Consider the following 19,485-nt stretch of genomic DNA (forward strand, 5'->3'; position numbering starts at 1 on the left):
TTTCTCCCCACCCCTAATTGGATTCGTCGATCGGAAATACCGGAGGATCAACGAGCATCATCATCATCATTCCGCCGGGGAAGATGTTGTTCGTCGTGATCTCGCGCTCGTTATGCGAGTGCCACATGAACGCGAAGCCTGCTTCCGTTGCTGCCGGGTTCAGCTGCACGCCGCTCGGCGGCGTCGTTCCCGTCGGGGCCGTTGCTCGCGTCGTGGCGTCCGGACCGAGATACGGACTGCCGCCATACCAGGCGCCGTTGGTCAGGATGTTCGAGTCCGGCAACGTCACCGGCCCGCCGCTGGCGACCTTGCCGAACGGCGCCTTCTCGAGCGCCTTGCCGTGGTCCTGGCACCACTCGTAGTAGTTCGGCGCGTTGCGCGGGGCCGGCGGATTCGACGCCGTCGTGTAGTAGCCGTTCGCGTCCGGCACGCAGACGGAGCCGTCGCCCGCGTAGTGCGCGTAGACGTCCCAGTTCAGGCCCTTGCCGGTCCAGTAGAAGATCCCGTCCATCGTGACGCCCGGCGTCGTGGTGGTCGTGAACAGCAGCGGGCCGGCCGGCTGCCGCGGGTTCGCCGGATGGCTCGGGTCGACCGGGCTGAGCAACAGGTTGCCGTCGCGCGCCAGCACGCGCACGTGATTGCCGTGCTCGTGGAACGGATGCTGCCAGCGGCCGGTGCCGATGATCCGCAGCAGCACCAGTTCGCCCGGATGCATGTGCGGGTTGCCGTTATACGGCTGGTGCGGGTACTGCGGCGCGTAGTTCGGATCCATGTCGTCCGGCATCGAACGGCCGTTGACCATGAAATAGGCCGGGTGATAAGGCTCGGTCTCGACGGTCATGCAGCCGTTCGGTCTGGTGCACGACGTATTCGCCGCGACCTGCTGCTCCGCCTGCTGATGGATGCGCGGATCCATTTCGGAGAACTGAAAAAGATACTCACGGTCATAGCAGGCGGCGCTGTTGTCGAATGCCGCCACTGCGTTGCGGAAATCATGCTGGCCGAACGGTCTGCCCGAATCCGGCAGCGCCATGCAGCCCGCCGTGTTGACCGCCGTATTCGGCAGCACGATGATCGCGCCGTACAGCCCCATCTCGATCTGCAGATCGCCCTGCGTGCCGCTGTAGTACGTATGCGTGCCCGGCGTCGCCGCGACGAACGTGTAGGTGACCGTCGCGCCGTGCTGCGCTTCCTGCGCCAGCAGCCCGGCAACGCCGGAGGTGCCGGTGCAGGTCTTGCCGTCCGGGCTCAGGGTCCCGGTGCACACGACGAAGCCGGGAAACAGCATCGACGTGTTGCCGGCCGCCGCCGGCAGGTTGTTGGTGAGCGTCACGGTGATGATGTCGCCCTGCCTGACGATCAGCGTCGGACCGGGAATCTGCATCGTCGGACAGGTCGCGCCGGTAATCGTCGCCGGCGAGAACACGAGCGGCGTCGCGCTGGTCGCCGCGCAGCCGTAGCCCCACGAATAGACACTCGAACCATCGGGCTGCGTGATGCGCGCCTCCTGGGCAGTGAGGTTGAATACCTTGCCGGTGATGCCCGGCGCCGCAGCTTGCGCGTGCATCGACAGCAACGCGGCGAGCGTCGCGACGCCGACGCGGGCGAGCCGTCCAAGGCGGGCGAGCGTCGCGGTCCACGCATGGTGAGTGATGTGTCCCACGGCTTTTCTCCTCAGTGCAGGACTTCCCGGCCGGACCTGCCCGACGACTCGGGCAGGCCCCGGTCATCAAAGAGTGCAATGCTTCGTAATCGGATCCACCGCACTGCAAACGTGAACCTCGGTCATCAGGCCGCCGAAATTCTCCTGATCGTTCGACAGGTGATCGAGGTTCGGCGTGTACAGGTAGAAAATCTGGCCCGAGTGGTATTTCGACTTGTCGCTGGCGTCGAGAATCAGGTCGAGCGACTCGCCGCCTCCGAGCGTGATCGAATTCGTGTCGTAGGCCATGTTGTTGCCGGCCATGTCGCGCAGCATGCGGGCATTGATCGCGATCACGTGCATCGGGATGCCGAGCGACGCCAGCGTCTGGTATTCGGTCACGTCGAGATCCGAGATCCGCAACAGCGCCCGGCCGCCGGCCGGGATGTTGATCAGCGTCGCCAGCGGCTGCGACGGATGCATCGAGCTGTCCGACGCGGGCGTCGACATCGCCCCTTGGGTCACCGTGTCCGGATAGCTGCGGCCATTCAGCAGAAAGAACTTGTCCTTCATGTCGGTGAACGGCTCCGGATTGAACGTCATGCCGACGAAGTGGAAATTCGGATCGAAGCCGTGGATCTGAATCGGATACTCGACGTCATACGCGGTCGAGCCGTCGCCATCGTTGTACGCGTACAGCGACAACGTCGCCGGCGTGGTCGGCGGAATGGCGGGGTTGGCCGCGCGCACGAGCCCGGTGTCCTGCTTCGGTAGCGGCGTCGAGCAGAGAATGTCGTTGCCGCAGCGCGTGCGCAGGTCGGACTGCTGGGTGACCAGCGATTCGTACAGCGACACGCCCGCGGGCACGCGGTCCTGGCGCGGCCGCACGTAGATCTGGCCGACCATGCCCATCTGCAGGTGTTCCGGCGGTGTGATGTGGCAGTGCCAGAAGTAGGTGCCCGCATCCGGCGCGAGATAGTAGTAGGTGAAGCTCGCGCCGATGTTGATCGCGACCGACGCATCGGGCACGCCGTCATAGAACGACGACGCGTTCGGATAGCCGTGGAAGTGCACCGTGTGCTTTTCGAACAGGTCCGGGCGCATGATCATCCCGACGTTCGTGAGCGTGAGGAAAAACTCGTCGTCCTCGTCGATCGCCATCATCGGCGCCGGCTGGTTACCGTTCATCACGCCGATGTCCATGATCGGGCGCGGGTCGACGTGGCCGGTCAGCGCGCCGCCCGCATCCGGATCGGGGGCCAGGCCGACCGCGCCGTTGTAGGTCGGGTCGGTTCTGGGGTCGCCGACGGTGTTGAACACCGACGCGAGCTGCGTGCCGGGCAGGCCGGCCTTGATGTCCGCGAGCCCGGACAGCGGGCCGAACGCGAACAGGTAGGTCTGCACGCCGTTGGCCATCGTGGCGTAACCGTCGCCGCCCGAGATCTGCTGGCACTTGATCGCCCCGTTCACGGCGCCGGTCGACGTGGAACCCTGGCCCGTATAGGACGGCTGCGTGTAGGCGGGCTCGCCGACGCCTGGCGCCAGCGCGGTCGGATGGGACGGCGTGGTGGGCGGGCACTGAACACGAAACGACTGGGCAAACGAAGGAACGGCGCACAGGAGGAGCAACAGTGCCGCCACACTGCTGCAATACGCGCGGGTACTGAACATATGACCTCCATCCTAGGGGTCAACCAGCGATACGCGCTGGACGTCATGCTCTGCTGCGGACGCGGGCTGGCGACGTTATCGCACTGACCCGTATCTGGATTCTGCAGATGGACGCGTCGGCCCGGCATGGGGCACCCCCCTACTTTTGCGTAGGGGGCCCCCGGCGAGCGGGGGCGTCATGCTCGGTACGGCGGCGGGTGCGAGGCCCGCTGGTCGCGCCCGGCCGGCGCCAGTCGGGCGTGCGGCGGACCGGCGTCGTGCGCCGGCGCAGCGGGCGGATCCGGACGGATCGGGGCTACCTGGCGGACCTGCGATCGGTGGGCGTGCCGCGCGACGGAGCATCGGGCGACAAGCGCTCGGACCGGGTCACGGCAGCGTGCGACGGAACATGGCGGGAGTCACGACAGCCGTTGTCCACGCCGCCCGCCGACGGACTGGCGCGCGCGGTGCGGGGGAAGGAAGATCGACGGCGTATTGTGGAAATCGTCCCGATAGCCGAAATTAATTAAAATCATGGGCCGGGCAATGTCGGGCGCGTCGAACGGCGCGGACTTCGCTGCCGTGGAACGGTATTCTTTCGATCCCGGCCGACTGGACTTTCACCGAACAACGGGCAAAAAAAAGCGCCACGGAGACCGTGGCGCTAAAAAAGTTCTAGCCATTCCGAGGGCCGTGCTAGAACCTGAGAGACTGCGCGAAACATCGTTGCCGGTTAAACTCTTGAAACGATGTTTCGAAAACGTGAGACATTCTTTCCGTTTCCGCCCGACAAGTCAAGCGGTATTTGCACCGGTTCATGCACTTTCCGGCAATGCTCATTTGAGCGTTTTCCTAATAAACCAAGGGTGAACCCGTAAAATCTCATCTAATGACCGGTTTGCCCATGGAACATGCATCTTTTGACAATAGTCCTACAATACCAACAAAATTGAAATCGAGTTTCGGAATTAGAGAGAATCCCTCGTGTCGACCACTGTAACCCCGCCTGTATCCCGAGAACGCGAATCGTCGCCCGACGAGATCACCGCGCTCGCCCGCGGCCTCGCCGTGCTGCGCCGCATCGCGGCTGCCGACGCCCCCGTCAGCAACCGCGAACTGACCGAATTGACCGGCATCCCGAAGCCGACCGTGTCGCGCATCACCGCGACGCTCGTCAGCGCCGGCTTCCTGTTCCAGCTTCCCGACAGCGAGCGCTTCGTGCTCACCGCGTCGGTGCTCGAGCTGAGCCACGGCTTCCTGCGCAACTTCGACATCCGCGCGCGGTCGCGGCCGTTCATGATCGAGCTGGCCGAACGCACGTCGCTGTCCGTGCACCTCGCGGTGCGCGACCGGCTCGACATGGTCGCGATCGACGTGATCCGGCCGCGCTCGGCCGTGCTCGTCACGCGCCTCGAGATCGGCTCGCGGATGGACATCGCGCGCACCGCGGTGGGCCGCGCGTATCTCGCCGCACTCGAGGACGACGAGCGTCGCCTGCTGCTCGACTCGCTGCGCACCACGGCAGGCGACGACTGGCCGCATGTGTCCGCGCGCCTGAACCCCGCGCTGGACGACGCGATGCGCGAGGGTCACGCGATCGCGATCGGCGAATGGCGCGAAGGCCTGAATGCGGTCGCGGCCGGTTTCGTCGGTCCGTCGGGCCAGCGCTATTCGGTGAATTGCGGTGGCGCGTCGCACCAGTGCCCGCCCGAATGGCTGCAGGAACACGTCGTGCCCGCACTGCACGAATGCATCGCGAAAATCACGCGCGAGATCGGCGGCGCACCGGCCCGGCGCGTCAGCATGTAATCGATTCGTCATCGTTCTGTCGTGTTCTGTAACGACCGTAACCCGTTGAAAGATAGACCACTGGACTGTAACGGGGACGGCACGTAGGATCATGCCCATCGTCGCGCCGCATTCGCGGTGCGCACCGCTCTTTTCCCGCGCGGGTCGGCAGGGCCCCGGACCGAGCCGGCCCTCCCGACACCGCATGCCCACGCGCAGCCCAGCAAGCAGTCCGCTTCCCGGCACGCCGCGCCGTCTTCCTGACAGAAACGATGGATAACGAACAAAAGCCCACGCCCCCTTCGAAAGACCCTGCCGCACCCGCTGCACGACGTCCGCGCCGCACGCTGCTGGTCGGTACGATCGCGGTCGTCGTCATCGGCGGCCTGCTGTGGTGGCATCCGTGGAACCGCACGCCCGCCGCGACGCCGGGGGCCGGCAGCGCAGCCCAGGGGGCGAGCAGCGGCGGCGCCGGGCGTCACAGCCGCGGCGGCCCCGCCGCGATGGCGAACATTCCGCAACCCGTGTCGGTCGCGACCGCGACGCAGGGCGAAATGCCGATCGTGCTGTCCGCGCTCGGCACCGTGACACCGCTCGCGAACGTGACGGTCAAGACACAGTTGTCGGGCTACCTGCAGTCGGTCTCGTTCCAGGAAGGCCAGATCGTCAAGAAAGGCGACGTGCTCGCGCAGGTCGACCCGCGCCCGTACCAGGTGTCGCTCGAGAACGCCGAAGGTACCCACGCGCGCGACTCGGCGTTGCTCGCGACGGCCCGCCTCGACCTGAAGCGCTACCAGACGCTGCTGTCGCAGGATTCGATCGCATCGCAAACCGTCGATACGCAGGCGTCGCTCGTCAAGCAATACGAAGGGGCGGTGAAGACCGACCAGGCCGCGATCGATTCCGCGAAGCTGAACCTCACGTATGCACGCATCACGGCGCCCGTGTCGGGCCGCGTCGGCCTGCGCCAGGTCGACCCCGGCAACTACGTGACGCCGGGCGACAGCAACGGGCTCGTCGTGATCACGCAGCTGCAGCCGATGAGCGTGATCTTCACGACGTCGGAAGACAACCTGCCGCAGATCCTCAAGCAGGTGAACGCGGGCCAGAAGCTGTCGGTCACCGCGTACAACCGCAACAACACGGTGCCGCTCGAGACGGGCTCGCTCGCGACGCTCGACAACCAGATCGACACGAGCACGGGCACGGTCAAGCTGCGCGCGAACTTCGATAACAAGGAAGGCATGCTGTTCCCGAATCAGTTCGTGAACACGCGGCTGCTCGTCGACGTGATGCGCAATGCGACGATCGTGCCGACGTCCGCCGTGCTGACGGGCTCGATCGGCCAGTTCGTCTACGTCGTGAAACCCGACAACACGGTAACGGTACGCAAGGTCACGCCCGGCCCGGTCGACGGCGAACGCACGAGCATCGTCAGCGGCGTCACGCTCGGCGAGCGCGTGGTGACCGATGGTTCCGACCGCCTGCGCGAAGGCGCGACGATCTCGATTCCGGCCGACAAGCCGAAAGGCGCGTCAGGCGCGCGCGGCGCCGGTGCGGCGTCGGGTGCATCGGGCGCCGGCGGCCATCGCGGCGAACACAAGCACGGTGCGTCGCAAGCAGCGGCCCAATAACGCGCGGGCCGCTCGATGAATCCATCCCGCCTTTTCATTCTCCGGCCGGTCGGCACCGCCCTCCTGATGGCGGCGATCATGCTGGCCGGTCTCGTCGCACTACGTTTCCTGCCGCTCGCCGCGCTGCCCGAGGTCGACTATCCGACCATCCAGGTCCAGACCTTCTACCCGGGCGCGAGCCCGGAGGTGATGACCTCGTCGGTCACCGCGCCGCTCGAACGGCAGTTCGGGCAGATGCCGTCGCTGAACCAGATGTCGTCGCAAAGCTCGGCCGGCGCGTCGGTGATCACGCTGCAGTTCTCGCTCGACCTGCCGCTCGATATCGCCGAACAGGAAGTGCAGGCCGCGATCAACGCGGCCGGCAACCTGCTGCCGTCCGACCTCCCTGCCCCGCCGATCTACGCGAAGGTCAACCCGGCCGACGCGCCGGTGATCACGCTCGCCGTCACGTCGAAGACGCTGCCGCTCACGCAGGTACAGGATCTGGCGGACACGCGCCTCGCGATGAAGATCTCGCAGGTCGCGGGCGTCGGCCTCGTCAGCCTGTCGGGCGGCAACCGCCCGGCCGTGCGCATCCAGGCGAACCCGACCGCGCTCGCGCAGTACGGGATGAACCTCGACGACCTGCGCACGACGATCTCGAACCTGAACGTGAACACGCCGAAGGGCAACTTCGACGGCCCGACGCGCGCGTACACGATCAACGCGAACGATCAGCTCACGAGCGCCGACCAGTACAACAGCGCCGTCGTCGCCTACAAGAACGGCCGCCCGGTGATGCTCACCGACGTCGCGACGGTCGTCGCCGGCTCGGAGAACACCAAGCTCGGCGCGTGGGTGAATTCGGAGCCCGCGATCATCCTGAACGTGCAGCGCCAGCCGGGCGCGAACGTGATCCAGACGGTGGACGCGATCAAGGCGCAGTTGCCGAAGCTGCAGGAAACGCTGCCGGCCGCGCTCGACGTGCAGATCGTCACCGACCGCACGACGATGATCCGCGCGGCCGTGCGCGACGTGCAGTTCGAGCTGCTGCTCGCGGTCGGGCTCGTCGTGCTCGTGATGTACCTGTTCCTCGCGAACGTCTACGCCACCATCATCCCGAGCCTGTCGGTGCCGCTGTCGCTGATCGGCACGCTCGCGGTGATGTACATGGCCGGCTTCTCGCTGAACAACCTGTCGCTGATGGCGCTCACCATCGCGACCGGCTTCGTCGTCGACGACGCGATCGTGATGATCGAGAACATCGCGCGCTACGTCGAGGAAGGCGATTCGGGGCTCGAGGCCGCGCTGAAGGGCTCGAAGCAGATCGGCTTCACGATCATCTCGCTGACGGTGTCGCTGATCGCGGTGCTGATCCCGCTGCTGTTCATGGGCGACGTGGTCGGGCGCCTCTTCCATGAATTCGCGATCACGCTCGCGGTGACGATCGTGATCTCGGCGATCGTGTCGCTCACGCTCGTGCCGATGATGTGCGCGAAGCTGCTGCGCCATTCGCCGCCGCCCGAGAGCCACCGCTTCGAGGCGCGCGTGCATCGCGCGATCGACTGGGTGATCGCGCGCTACGGGGTCGCGCTCGAATGGGTGCTGAACCGCCAGGGCTCGACGCTCGTGGTCGCCGTGCTGACGCTCGTGCTGACCGGGCTGCTGTACGTGTACGTGCCGAAGGGCTTCTTCCCCGCGCAGGATACGGGCGTGATCCAGGCGATCACGCAGGCGCCGCAGTCGATCTCGTACGGCGCGATGGCCGAACGCCAGCAGGCGCTCGCGGCCGAGATCCTGAAGGATCCGAACGTCGACAGCCTCACGTCGTTCATCGGCGTCGACGGCAGCAACATCACGCTGAACAGCGGCCGGATGCTGATCAACCTGAAGGCGCGCGACGACCGCTCCGAAACCGCTGCGCAGATCATCCGCGACCTGCAGCACCGCGTCGCGAACATCACGGGCATCTCGCTGTTCATGCAGTCGGTGCAGGATCTGACGATCGACTCGACCGTCAGCCCGACGCAGTACCAGTTCATGCTGACGAGCCCGAACCCGGACGAATTCGCGACCTGGGTGCCGAAGCTCGTCGCGCGGCTGCAGCAGGAGCCGTCGCTCGCCGACGTCGCGACCGACCTGCAGAGCAACGGCCAGTCCGTCTACATCGAGATCGACCGCGCGAGCGCCGCGCGCTTCGGCGTCACGCCGGCGACCGTCGACAACGCGCTGTACGACGCGTTCGGCCAGCGCATCGTGTCGACGATCTTCACGCAATCGAACCAGTACCGCGTGATTCTCGAGTCCGAACCGAAGGAGCAGCACTACGCGCAGTCGCTGAACGACATCTACCTGCCGTCGGCCGGCGGCGGCCAGGTGCCGCTGTCGTCGATCGCGTCGTTCCACGAGCGGCCGTCGCCGCTGCTCGTCGCGCACCTGTCGCAGTTCCCGTCGACGACGATCTCGTTCAACCTCGCGGCCGGCGCGTCGCTCGGCGAGGCCGTCAAGGCGATCGACGCCGCCGAGAAGGACATCGCCCTGCCCGCGTCGTTCCAGACGCGCTTCCAGGGCGCGGCGCTCGCGTTCCAGGCATCGCTGTCGAACCAGCTGTTCCTGATTCTCGCGGCGGTCATCACGATGTACATCGTGCTCGGCGTGCTGTACGAGAGCTACATCCACCCGATCACGATCCTGTCGACGCTGCCGTCGGCCGGCGTCGGCGCGCTGCTCGCGCTGATGATCACCGGGCACGATCTCGACATCATCGGGATCATCGGCATCGTGCTGCTGATCGGTATCGTGAAGAAGAACGCGATCATGATGATCGACTTCGCGCTCGAGGCCGAACGCGTCGAAGGCAAGCCGCCGCGCGAGGCGATCTACCAGGCGTGCCTGCTGCGCTTCCGGCCGATCCTGATGACGACGCTCGCCGCGCTGCTCGGCGCGGTGCCGCTGATCGTCGGCTCCGGCGCGGGCTCCGAGCTGCGGCAGCCGCTCGGGATCGCGATCGCCGGCGGCCTGATCGTGTCGCAGGTGCTGACGCTGTTCACGACACCCGTGATCTACCTCGGCTTCGACTCGCTCGCGCGCCGCGTGCGCGGCTGGTTCGAACGCCACGGCCCCGATGCCGGCAAGCGCACGGATGCGTAAATGAAACGACCCCCACGCTCACTTCGTTCGCGTGGGGGGGCGCAGCCCCCCCATCTCCCGAAAACGCATCCGTCGGAACACGCGGCGGCCCAGCGAGTGCCGACATGAACCTGTCGCGCCCCTTCATCACCCGCCCCGTCGCGACGACGCTGCTCGCGATCGGCGTCGCGCTCGCGGGCCTGTTCGCGTTCATCAAGCTGCCGGTGTCGCCGCTGCCGCAGGTCGACTTCCCGACCATCTCGGTGCAGGCGTCGCTGCCAGGCGCAAGCCCCGAGACCGTCGCGACCAGCGTGACGAGCCCGCTCGAGCGACACCTCGGCTCGATCGCCGACGTCTCCGAGATGACGTCGACGAGCACCGTCGGCAATGCGCGGATCACCCTGCAGTTCGGCCTGAACCGCGACATCGACGGTGCCGCGCGCGACGTGCAGGCCGCGATCAACGCGGCGCGCGCCGACCTGCCCGCCGCGCTGAAGAGCAACCCGACCTACCGCAAGGTCAACCCGGCCGACTCGCCGATCATGATCGTGTCGCTGACGTCGGAGACCTCGTCGCCCGCGAAACTGTACGACGCCGCGTCGACGGTGCTGCAGCAGTCGCTGTCGCAGATCGACGGGATCGGCCAGGTCTCGGTGAGCGGGTCCGCCAACCCGGCCGTGCGCGTCGAGCTCGAACCGCAAGCGCTGTTCCACTACGGGATCGGCCTCGAGGACGTGCGCGCGGCGCTCGCGTCCGCGAACGCCAACGCGCCGAAGGGCGCGATCGAATTCGGTCCGCAGCGCTACCAGCTCTATACGAACGACCAGGCTTCCGATGCGTCGCAATACCGCGACCTCGTGGTTGCCTACCGCAACGGCGCGGCCGTGCGCCTGTCCGACCTGTCCGACGTCGTCGATTCGGTCGAGGACCTGCGCAACCTCGGTTTGTCGAACGGCAAGCGCGCGGTGCTCGTGATCCTCTACCGCTCGCCCGGCGCGAACATCATCGAGACGATCGACCGCGTGCGCGCGGCGCTGCCGCAACTCACCGCGTCGCTGCCGGCGGACATCACGGTCACGCCCGTGCTCGACCGCTCGACGACGATCCGCGCGTCGCTGAAGGATACCGAGCACACGCTGCTGATCGCGATCAGCCTCGTCGTGATGGTCGTGTTCCTGTTCCTGCGCAACTGGCGCGCGACGCTGATCCCGAGCGTCGCGGTGCCGATCTCGATCATCGGCACGTTCGGCGCGATGTACCTGCTCGGCTTCTCGATCGACAACCTGTCGCTGATGGCGCTGATCGTCGCGACCGGCTTCGTCGTCGACGATGCGATCGTCGTGCTCGAGAACATCTCGCGACACATCGAGAACGGCAAGTCGCGGATGCAGGCCGCGTTCGACGGCGCGCGCGAAGTCGGCTTCACGGTGTTGTCGATGAGCATTTCGCTCGTCGCCGTGTTTCTGCCGATCCTGCTGATGGGCGGCATCGTCGGGCGCCTGTTCCGCGAGTTCGCGCTGACGCTGTCGCTCGCGATCGCCGTGTCGCTCGCGGTATCGCTTACCGTCACGCCGATGATGTGCGCACGCCTGCTGTCCGAATCGCACGACCCGCAAACCGAAGGCCGCTTCGCCCGCTTCCTCGAGCGCTGCTTCGCGCGCATGCAGCGTGGCTACGAGCGCTCGCTGTCGTGGGCGCTGCGCCGGCCGCTGCTGATTCTGATGACCCTGTTCGCCACGATCGGGCTGAACGTCTACCTGTACATCGTCGTGCCGAAGGGCTTCTTCCCGCAGCAGGACACCGGGCTGATGATCGGCGGCATCCAGGCCGACCAGTCGACGTCGTTCCAGGCGATGAAGCTGAAGTTCTCCGAGATGATGCGGATCGTGCAAAGCAACCCGAACGTGAAGAGCGTCGCGGGTTTCACGGGCGGCACGCAGACCAACTCCGGCTTCATGTTCGTCACGCTGAAGGATCGCACCGAGCGCAAGCTGACGGCCGACCAGGTGATCCAGCAGCTGCGCCCGCCGCTGTCGGACGTCGCGGGTGCGCGCACGTTCCTGCAGGCCGCGCAGGACATCCGTGTCGGCGGCCGGCAGAGCAACGCGCAGTACCAGTTCACGCTGCTCGGCGATTCGAGCGCCGACCTGTACAAGTGGGGGCCGATCCTGACCGAGGCGCTGCAGAAGCTCCCGGAGCTGACCGACGTGAACTCCGACCAGCAGCAAGGCGGCCTCGAGGCGATGGTGACGATCGACCGCGCGACGGCCGCGCGGTTCGGCATCAAGCCCGCGCAGATCGACAACACGCTGTACGACGCGTTCGGCCAGCGCCAGGTCTCGACGATCTACAACCCGCTGAACCAGTACCACGTCGTGATGGAAGTCGCGCCGAAATACTGGCAGAGCCCCGAGATGCTGAACCAGGTGTGGGTCAGCACGTCGGGCGGCAGCGCGAACGGCTCGCAGACCACCAACGCGGCGGCCGGCACCTACGTCGCGACGTCGGCCGGCACGTCGAGCGCCGGCACGGCCACCCAGAGCGCCGCGGCGATCGCGTCTGATTCCGCACGCAACCAGGCGCTCAACGCGATCGCGGCCAGCGGCAAGTCGAGCGCGTCGTCGGGCGCGTCCGTGTCGACGTCGAAGTCGACCATGATCCCGCTGTCGGCGATCGCGACGTTCGGGCCGAGCACGACGCCGCTGTCGGTCAACCACCAGGGACTGTTCGTCGCGACGACGATCTCGTTCAACCTGCCGCCGGGCGTGTCGCTGTCGCAGGCGACCCAGATGATCTACCAGACGATGGCACAGGTCGGCGTCCCGCCGACGATCGTCGGCAGCTTCCAGGGCACAGCGCAGGCGTTCCAGCAGTCGCTGAACAACCAGCCGATCCTGATCCTCGCCGCGCTGCTGGCCGTGTATATCGTGCTCGGGATCCTGTACGAGAGCTACATCCACCCGATCACGATCCTGTCGACGCTGCCGTCGGCCGGCGTCGGTGCGCTGCTCGCGCTACTGCTGTTCAAGACCGAGTTCAGCATCATCGCGCTGATCGGCGTGATCCTGCTGATCGGCATCGTGAAGAAGAACGCGATCATGATGGTCGACTTCGCGATCGACCAGACGCGCAACAACCAGAAGTCGTCGTTCGACGCGATCCACGAGGCGTGTCTGCTGCGCTTCCGCCCGATCATGATGACGACGATGGCCGCGCTGCTCGGCTCGCTGCCGCTCGCGTTCGGCAGCGGCGACGGCGCCGAGCTGCGCGCGCCGCTCGGGATCGCGATCGCCGGCGGCCTGATCGTGTCGCAGGTGCTGACGCTCTATACGACACCGGTCGTCTATCTGTACATGGACCGGCTGCGCGTGCGGGCGGAAAAGCGGCGCAACCGCCGCGGGAATTCCCGCGGGCCGGCGGTCGCCGGGGAGTGATGGCGCGCGGGCCGGGTTATTCTGCCCCGCGTGCTGGCCGGCACCGCCGCGAAGTCCCGGGCGAACGGCGGCAAGCCTGCGATGCTCCGCGCGCCGTGGCGCCGACCCTGCGGCGCGCATCGCCGCAAACGCGCGATCAGCCCCGCTCGGCGAGCCCGGCCAGCGCGCACGACAACTGCCGCGCCGCGTCGTCGATCATCCCGAGCACCTGTTGCCGTCGCGCGTCGTCCGACTCGCGGAGCGCGACGCCGATCGCAAGCGGCCCCGCCGCATCGACCGGCATCGCGACGATGCCGGTCCCCTGCTGCGGCACCGCATGCCCGCCGAGCCGCCAGACCTCATGCGCACCGACGCGTGCAACGTCTCCCGCTTCAGCGGGTCGCCCGACGAAGCGCGCGCCAATGCGCGCGACGAGGCACCCGGATGCATCAGGCACCGCCTGCGCGAGAACGACGGCCTGCGCGCCGTCGCGCCGAAGCAGTTGCGCGGCCAAACCGCTACGCTCGCATAGCGCCCGCAACACGGGCCGCGCGTGCATGACTTCCGCCCGGGCACCGACATAAGCCGCGGCGACGCGCGCGACCGCGGTTCCCGGCCGATAGCGACCACGCACGTCGACCACGAGAAAATCCTGCCGAACGAGCGTTTTCAGCAACCGTGCAACCGAATTGCGCGGTGCGCCCAGCCGCACCGCGAGTTCGGCGCAGGTCGCGGGCGGCTGCCCGGCCGCCAGCATCTCGAGAATCGCCAGCCCGCGTTCAAGCGCCGGCACCCGATAGCGCGGCGCGCCGTCATCCATGCCGTGCAAGGTCATACAGATCCTGCGCATTGCGTGCATACCGGCGCGGGGCCATGCCCGACCAGCGGTGAAACGCCCGCGCGAATGCTTTCTCGGACGTATAGCCGACCCGCTCGGCGATCTCGATCAGCCGGCGCTTGCCTTGCGCAAGATCGCCGCTCGCGAGATACATCCGGTACGCGGTCAGGTGGACGATCGGCGTTTCCCCGACCAGTTCGGCGAAACGCGCGCAAAAGCGCGAGCGCGACATGCCGGCCTCGGCCGCGAGGCTCGCCAGATGCCAGTCGCGGCACGGGTCGCGATGCATCAGCGCCATCGTCCGGCCGATCTGCGGATCGGTCAGGCCGCGCAGCCAGCCCGTGTGATTGGCCGACGACTGCAGATGCGCACGCAGCAGTTGCACGAACAGCACGTCCGCGAGACGGGTCGCGGCGACCGCCCAGCCGGGCTGGCACGCCATCGATTCCTCGATGAAGCTCTGCAGCGTGCTCGCGAGCCACGGCGCGACGGCCGCGTCGTTCGCGCGCACGTGGATCAGCGGCGGCAGCACGGAGAACAGCGGGCTGCGCACGATGTCGCGATACACGACGATACCGGTGTAGAGCTCGCTCGTCGCGCCGCCGCCGCCCGCGACGAATTCGAGCGGCGTATCGAAGCGCGGGCGAATCCCCTTGTCGGCCATCAACATATCGAACGGCACGGGCGGCTCGTCGAGCGACGACGCCATCACGTGCTCGTCGCCGTGCGGCAGCAGCACGAAGTCGCCCGGCTCGATGTGCACGGGTGCCACGCCGTCGATCGACAGGAAGAACGGATTGCCCGCGCATGTGCGAAACGGCGCGCCCGCGACAGCCGGCTTGCGGATCGCCCACGGCGCGCTCAACGTGAAGCGTCCCGTCACGACCGCGTCGGCCCGCAGGTCCGTGAGTACGTCGCTGAGAAGATCGGTCGCCATCGTCGATGTCTCCGTGGTGCGCGGCGCCGCATCAGAAGCGCTGCTGGATGCCGGCCATCACGCCGACCTGGTTCTGCCCCGCGCCGACGGTGCCGCCCGCCGCGACCGACGACGTGCCGAGCGCGCTGTTCGTCATGTAGCCGACCGACGTGTACAACATCGTGCGCTTGGAAAGCAGGTAATTCGCGCGCGCCACGAACAGGTTCGAATCGGAGTGGCCGCGCAGCAGGTAGCGCAGCGCCTGTGCGTCGAATGATAGCGCCGGCGTCGCGGCGTACGTACCGCCGGCGAAAAAGATGTCGGACTGGGCGTGGCTCGCGGCCGCCGTGTTGCGGCGAATCCATCCCGCGCCGAGCTTCGCGGCGCCGAACTTCACGTATGCGTCGACGATGGTGCGCGTATCCGTGTATCCGGGGCTCGACAGCGGCGCCGACGCGCCGGTGCCGCCGTGCATGACGTCGTAGGACGCGGCTGCCCCGAACTGCGGTGCGTCGTACGCGACCATCATCGTGTATTGCCGGCATGCGACGGGGTCGCCCGGCACGTTGCCCGCACAGTTCGTCGCCGACGGGCCGGCCGGGCCCGCGCCGTCGCGGCCCGTGCTGTAGGTCCCGCCGACCGTCACCCCGCCGAAGTGGCCGAGATAACCGAGCGCGCTGTCGCTGCGCGCGTTCGGCAGGTAGCTGTCGAAGCTCGCCATCGAATGGATCGACGGACCGATTACGTCCGCGTTGAGCAGCACGAGCATCGACATGTTCATCTGCCGCCCGAGCGTGACAGCCCCGTACGGAGAATCGATGCCGACGTTCGCCTGCCGGCCGAACATCCGGCCGCCGTAGTTCAGCGCGCCGGAATTCATCGCGAAACCGCTCTCGAGCACAAAGAACGCGCGATAGCCGCCGCCGAGATCCTCGACGCCGCGCAGGCCGAAGCGCGACGGTACCTCGCCCGTCAGCGACGGCATGCCGGCGACCGATCCGCCACCTGCCGCGTGGTTGTAGTACTGCACGCCGGTGTCGACGATGCCGTACAGCGTCACGCTGCTTTGCGCATACGCGTGCGGCGCCGCGACGGCGGCCGCCGCGAACGAAACGGCCGTGGCGGCCGTGCGGAACTGTTTCATGGGAATCTCCAGACCTATCGTGTAGTTATGCTTGATATCGATCGGCAGCCCGTTTTCGAGCCACCTCGGACTGCCGTGCTGCCCGGTTCGCGCCGGCCCTGCATGCGCCGGCGCAAACCGTCGTTACGGCGTATGCGCGCCGGCCAGGATCCAGTCGGCGAGCAACCTCGCGTCGCCGGCGTCGATGCGGTTCGGCGGCATCGGCACCGCGCCCCATGCCCCGGCACTGCCGTTGCGGATGTGCAATGCAAGCTTGTCGGCCGCGCCGGGGTCGTTCGCGTAGCGCGCCGCGACATCGCGATAGGCGGGGCCGACCAGCTTGCGGTCGATCGCGTGGCAGCCCAGGCACGCATGACGCTCGGCAAGTTGCCGGGCGAGCGTGCCGTCGGCCGGAGGCGCCGCGACGGCCGCTGTCGCGAGGATCGTCGCGCACGAAGCGATGACGGAGACGGCCCGTAATTGAGCTCGAAACATGGTGATGACCGGATGAGTGGAGAAACGGGCCGCTCAGGACGCGAGCGGCACGGAAAACGGCATCGAACGCGGGCGCTCGCCCGTCGCGCGCCAGATCGCGTCGGCAACCGCAGGCGCGACCGGCGGCAGCGCAACCTCGCCGCAGCCCTGCGGTTCGCGGTCGCTGTCGACGATCACGACCTCGACCTTCGGCATGTCGGCCAGGCCCAGCAGCGGGTAGTCGGCAAAATTCCCCTGCACGACCGCACCGTGCTCGAACGTGATTTCGCTGCGGAACGTGTTGGTCAGCGCAAACCCGATCCCGCCTTCGACCATCTCGCGGATCAGCAGCGGATTGATCGGGCGGCCGCAGTCGATGCCGCACACGATCCGCTCGAGACTCACCTTGCCGCCCGTCACGCGCACGTCTGCGATCGTCGCGACGTAGGTGCTGAACGCGCCGCCGCGCCCGGTGTACAGCGAATACGCGACACCGCGCGACACGCCCGCCGGCGCGCGGCCGAACCAGTTCGCGCGCGCGGCCGTCGCATCGAGCACGCGTAGCGCGAGCGGGTCGTGCCTGAGCAGCGCGCGCCGGTATTGCACCGGGTCGGCCTGCGCGGTGTGCGCGAGCTCGTTCACGAAGCTTTCGAGAAAGAACACGCTCGACGTGCTGCCGACGCTGCGCATGAAGCTGACCGGGATCGGCTGCATCACCGTGACCGAATCGACGAGCAGGTTCGGCACGTCGTAGCAGAGGTCGTAGAGACCGTCGAGCATCGTCTCGTCCCAGCCGCCGGCCTTCTCGTACATGTCGCGCTTGATCGCCGCGTATAGCGAATGCCCGGCGACGCGCGCATGCAGCGCGACCGGCAGCCCGTCGCTGCCGAGCACCGCGCGCAGGCGCGCGGACGCGCACGGCCGATAGAAGCCGTGCCGGATATCGTCCTCGCGCGAACGGATCACCTTCACCGGACGGCCAACCGCCTTCGACGCAACGGCCGCGTGCACGACGAAGTCGGGCACGTACTTGCGGCCGAAGCTGCCGCCGAGAAACGTCGTATTGACGACGACCCGATCCGCCGGCACGCCGAACAGCGACGACAGCGCCCAGCGCACCTTGTCCTGCCCCTGGACCGGCCCCCACACTTCGATGTCGTTCGCCCGCACGTGCACGGTCGCGTTCACCGGCTCCATCGTCGCGTGGACGATGTACGGCGTGTGGTAATCCGCTTCGACGACCGTGCCGGCCTCGGCAAGACGGCGTTCGGGCTCGCCGATCGTCGTCGCGACGACCGCGTGCGCGGCCTGCAGCGCGCCCTTGCACTGCGCAAGGATCGTCGCGCTGTCGAATGCCGCCGTCGGGCCCGCATCCCACGCGACGTCGGCCGCGTCGCAAGCCTTCTTCGCCTGCCAGTAGCTCTGCGCGACGACGATCACCGCATCCTTCGCGAGCACGACGTCGACGACACCCGGCATCGCGCGCACCGCGTCGCGGTTCTTCACCGCCACGGGCTTGCCGTTCAGCGTCGGCGCCATCGTCAGTGCGCCGACCAGCATGTCGGGCACCTGCACGTCGATGCCGTAGATCGCGCTGCCGTCGACCTTGGCCGGCACGTCGAGCTTGTGCAGCGCCTTGCCGATCAGCGTATGCGCGGAGGCGGGCTTCAGGCGAGGATTCGGTTCGGGCGGGAGCTTCGCCGCGTCGTCGACGAGCGCGCCGTACGACAGCGAACGGCCGCTCTGCAGGTGGATCACGCGGCCGTCGCGCGTCATGCATTGCGTCGCACGCACGCCGAGCCGCGCAGCGCCCGCCTTCAGGAATGCCGTGCGCGCCTGCGCGCCAGCGATTCGCAGCCGCGTGTAGAACATCGTCACCGACATCGATGCACCGACGAACTGCTGCGGCGGCTCGTTCGCCGCGTGGATCCGGTACGCGTCGCGCCCGGTGACGAACTCGACCGTCACGCTGCGCCAGTCTGCATCCATCTCGTCGGCCAGCACCTGCGGCAACCCGGTGTACACGCCCTGCCCGACCTCCGCCTGCGACAGGCCGATGATCGTTCTGCCGTCGGCATCGACGCGCACCCAGTCGTTGATCTCGCGAAAGCGTGCGCCGTCGCCGGCCGCCTGCACGACGTCGCTGATCGACAGCGGCAGCAACAGGCTGCCCGCCAGCGCCGCGCCGCTCTTCAGGAACATCCGCCGCGACGCGTTCGGCACGCGCGCCGCTCGCACCGCGTCAGCCCGCCGCGACATGGATCGCCTCGCGGATGCGTTGATAGGTCGCGCAGCGACACAGGTTCGTGACGGCCTGGTCGATCTGCGCGTCGGTCGGCTTGCGGTGCTGCGCGAGCAGCGCAGCGGCAGCCATCACCATGCCCGACTGGCAGTAGCCGCACTGCGGTACGTCCTTTTCGATCCACGCGCGCTGCACCGGGTGCGAGCGATCGTGCGACAGCCCCTCGATCGTCGTGATCGACCGGCCCGCGACACTCGCGACCGGCAGCACGCACGAACGCGTTGCCTCGCCGTCCAGGTGCACGGTACAGGCACCGCACGCGCCGATCCCGCAGCCGAATTTGGTGCCGGTCAGTTTCGCCGCGTCGCGAATGACCCACAGAAGCGGCGTATCGGAATCGCCGTCGAAATCGAATGGCTGCCCGTTCAGCGTGAAGCGCATCGTCTACCTCCCTTGTTCCGCATCGCCCGTTTGCCACCCGGTGGGTGACGGCGATGGATTGAGGGAGATTCTTCGTGGCGCAAAAAGCCACGCCAATGACCTTGGTTCCAGAAAAAGGCACCGATCGTCCAGATCGTTTCCGCTGACGATTCGGGGCGAAAGCCGTGCGGGCACGGGCGGGCGGTGCGGAGGAATGGCCGGCACCGCGGGAACGAT

General features: G+C 67.4%; 12 protein-coding genes. 4 read left to right on the top strand and 8 right to left on the bottom strand.

Features of this window, described 5'->3' with window-relative positions; translation table 11 throughout:
- Positions 1–13: 13 nt before the first annotated feature.
- Both VL15_RS25950 and VL15_RS25955 read right to left on the bottom strand, forming a co-directional pair.
- Complete coding sequence (locus VL15_RS25950; protein ID WP_048249439.1) at positions 14–1,663, bottom strand: multicopper oxidase domain-containing protein; 1,650 nt, start codon at positions 1,661–1,663, stop codon at positions 14–16.
- Positions 1,664–1,729: 66 nt separating this feature from the next.
- Complete coding sequence (locus tag VL15_RS25955; RefSeq protein WP_048249441.1) at positions 1,730–3,313, bottom strand: multicopper oxidase domain-containing protein; 1,584 nt, start codon at positions 3,311–3,313, stop codon at positions 1,730–1,732.
- Between the two features lie 963 nt (positions 3,314–4,276).
- On the opposite strand from VL15_RS25955, the gene VL15_RS25960 reads away from it, so the two are divergent.
- The 4 genes from VL15_RS25960 to VL15_RS25975 all read left to right on the top strand — a co-directional run bounded on the left by VL15_RS25960 (position 4,277) and on the right by VL15_RS25975 (position 13,256).
- Positions 4,277–5,101: an IclR family transcriptional regulator gene (locus tag VL15_RS25960; protein WP_048249443.1), complete on the top strand. Its 825-nt coding sequence runs from the start codon at positions 4,277–4,279 to the stop codon at positions 5,099–5,101.
- 251 nt (positions 5,102–5,352) lie between these two features.
- Positions 5,353–6,714: an MdtA/MuxA family multidrug efflux RND transporter periplasmic adaptor subunit gene (locus tag VL15_RS25965; protein ID WP_048249446.1), complete on the top strand. Its 1,362-nt coding sequence runs from the start codon at positions 5,353–5,355 to the stop codon at positions 6,712–6,714.
- Positions 6,715–6,729: 15 nt separating this feature from the next.
- Positions 6,730–9,843: an MdtB/MuxB family multidrug efflux RND transporter permease subunit gene (locus VL15_RS25970; RefSeq protein WP_048249448.1), complete on the top strand. Its 3,114-nt coding sequence runs from the start codon at positions 6,730–6,732 to the stop codon at positions 9,841–9,843.
- Positions 9,844–9,947: 104 nt separating this feature from the next.
- Complete coding sequence (locus VL15_RS25975) at positions 9,948–13,256, top strand: efflux RND transporter permease subunit (protein ID WP_048249450.1); 3,309 nt, start codon at positions 9,948–9,950, stop codon at positions 13,254–13,256.
- A gap of 136 nt (positions 13,257–13,392) precedes the next feature.
- On the opposite strand, the gene VL15_RS25980 is transcribed toward VL15_RS25975, so the two are convergent.
- The 6 genes from VL15_RS25980 to VL15_RS26005 form a co-directional block, all read right to left on the bottom strand.
- Positions 13,393–14,070: a helix-turn-helix domain-containing protein gene (locus VL15_RS25980; RefSeq protein WP_048249453.1), complete on the bottom strand. Its 678-nt coding sequence runs from the start codon at positions 14,068–14,070 to the stop codon at positions 13,393–13,395.
- Positions 14,048–15,010: an AraC family transcriptional regulator gene (locus VL15_RS25985; RefSeq protein ID WP_048249455.1), complete on the bottom strand. Its 963-nt coding sequence runs from the start codon at positions 15,008–15,010 to the stop codon at positions 14,048–14,050. The genes VL15_RS25980 and VL15_RS25985 overlap by 23 nt, the downstream gene beginning before the upstream one ends.
- Positions 15,011–15,041: 31 nt before the next feature.
- Complete coding sequence (locus VL15_RS25990) at positions 15,042–16,133, bottom strand: porin (protein WP_048249457.1); 1,092 nt, start codon at positions 16,131–16,133, stop codon at positions 15,042–15,044.
- Positions 16,134–16,256: 123 nt separating this feature from the next.
- Positions 16,257–16,607 carry a c-type cytochrome gene (locus tag VL15_RS25995; RefSeq protein ID WP_048249459.1) on the bottom strand — a complete coding sequence of 117 codons (351 nt, stop codon included), beginning with the start codon at positions 16,605–16,607 and terminating at the stop codon, positions 16,257–16,259.
- A 33-nt stretch (positions 16,608–16,640) separates the two neighbouring features.
- Entirely contained in the window at positions 16,641–18,845 is a 2,205-nt protein-coding gene (locus VL15_RS26000; RefSeq protein ID WP_048249461.1) for a xanthine dehydrogenase family protein molybdopterin-binding subunit, read from the bottom strand.
- Positions 18,829–19,269, bottom strand: coding sequence for a (2Fe-2S)-binding protein (locus VL15_RS26005; RefSeq protein ID WP_048249462.1), 441 nt, complete (start codon positions 19,267–19,269; stop codon positions 18,829–18,831). Before VL15_RS26005 ends, VL15_RS26000 begins: the two co-directional genes overlap by 17 nt.
- Positions 19,270–19,485: the final 216 nt, after the last annotated feature.

It is taken from the genome of Burkholderia cepacia, assembly GCF_001039005.1.
Lineage (GTDB): Bacteria > Pseudomonadota > Gammaproteobacteria > Burkholderiales > Burkholderiaceae > Burkholderia > Burkholderia theae.

Coding starts and splice junctions, on each gene's coding strand:
- VL15_RS25955 (WP_048249441.1), bottom strand. CDS start 3,313: ATGTTCAGTACCCGCGCGTATTGCAGCAGTGTGGCGGCACTGTTGCTC.
- VL15_RS25965 (WP_048249446.1), top strand. CDS start 5,353: ATGGATAACGAACAAAAGCCCACGCCCCCTTCGAAAGACCCTGCCGCA.
- VL15_RS25970 (WP_048249448.1), top strand. CDS start 6,730: ATGAATCCATCCCGCCTTTTCATTCTCCGGCCGGTCGGCACCGCCCTC.
- VL15_RS25975 (WP_048249450.1), top strand. CDS start 9,948: ATGAACCTGTCGCGCCCCTTCATCACCCGCCCCGTCGCGACGACGCTG.
- VL15_RS25980 (WP_048249453.1), bottom strand. CDS start 14,070: ATGACCTTGCACGGCATGGATGACGGCGCGCCGCGCTATCGGGTGCCG.
- VL15_RS25985 (WP_048249455.1), bottom strand. CDS start 15,010: ATGGCGACCGATCTTCTCAGCGACGTACTCACGGACCTGCGGGCCGAC.
- VL15_RS25990 (WP_048249457.1), bottom strand. CDS start 16,133: ATGAAACAGTTCCGCACGGCCGCCACGGCCGTTTCGTTCGCGGCGGCC.
- VL15_RS25995 (WP_048249459.1), bottom strand. CDS start 16,607: ATGTTTCGAGCTCAATTACGGGCCGTCTCCGTCATCGCTTCGTGCGCG.
- VL15_RS26000 (WP_048249461.1), bottom strand. CDS start 18,845: ATGTCGCGGCGGGCTGACGCGGTGCGAGCGGCGCGCGTGCCGAACGCG.
- VL15_RS26005 (WP_048249462.1), bottom strand. CDS start 19,269: ATGCGCTTCACGCTGAACGGGCAGCCATTCGATTTCGACGGCGATTCC.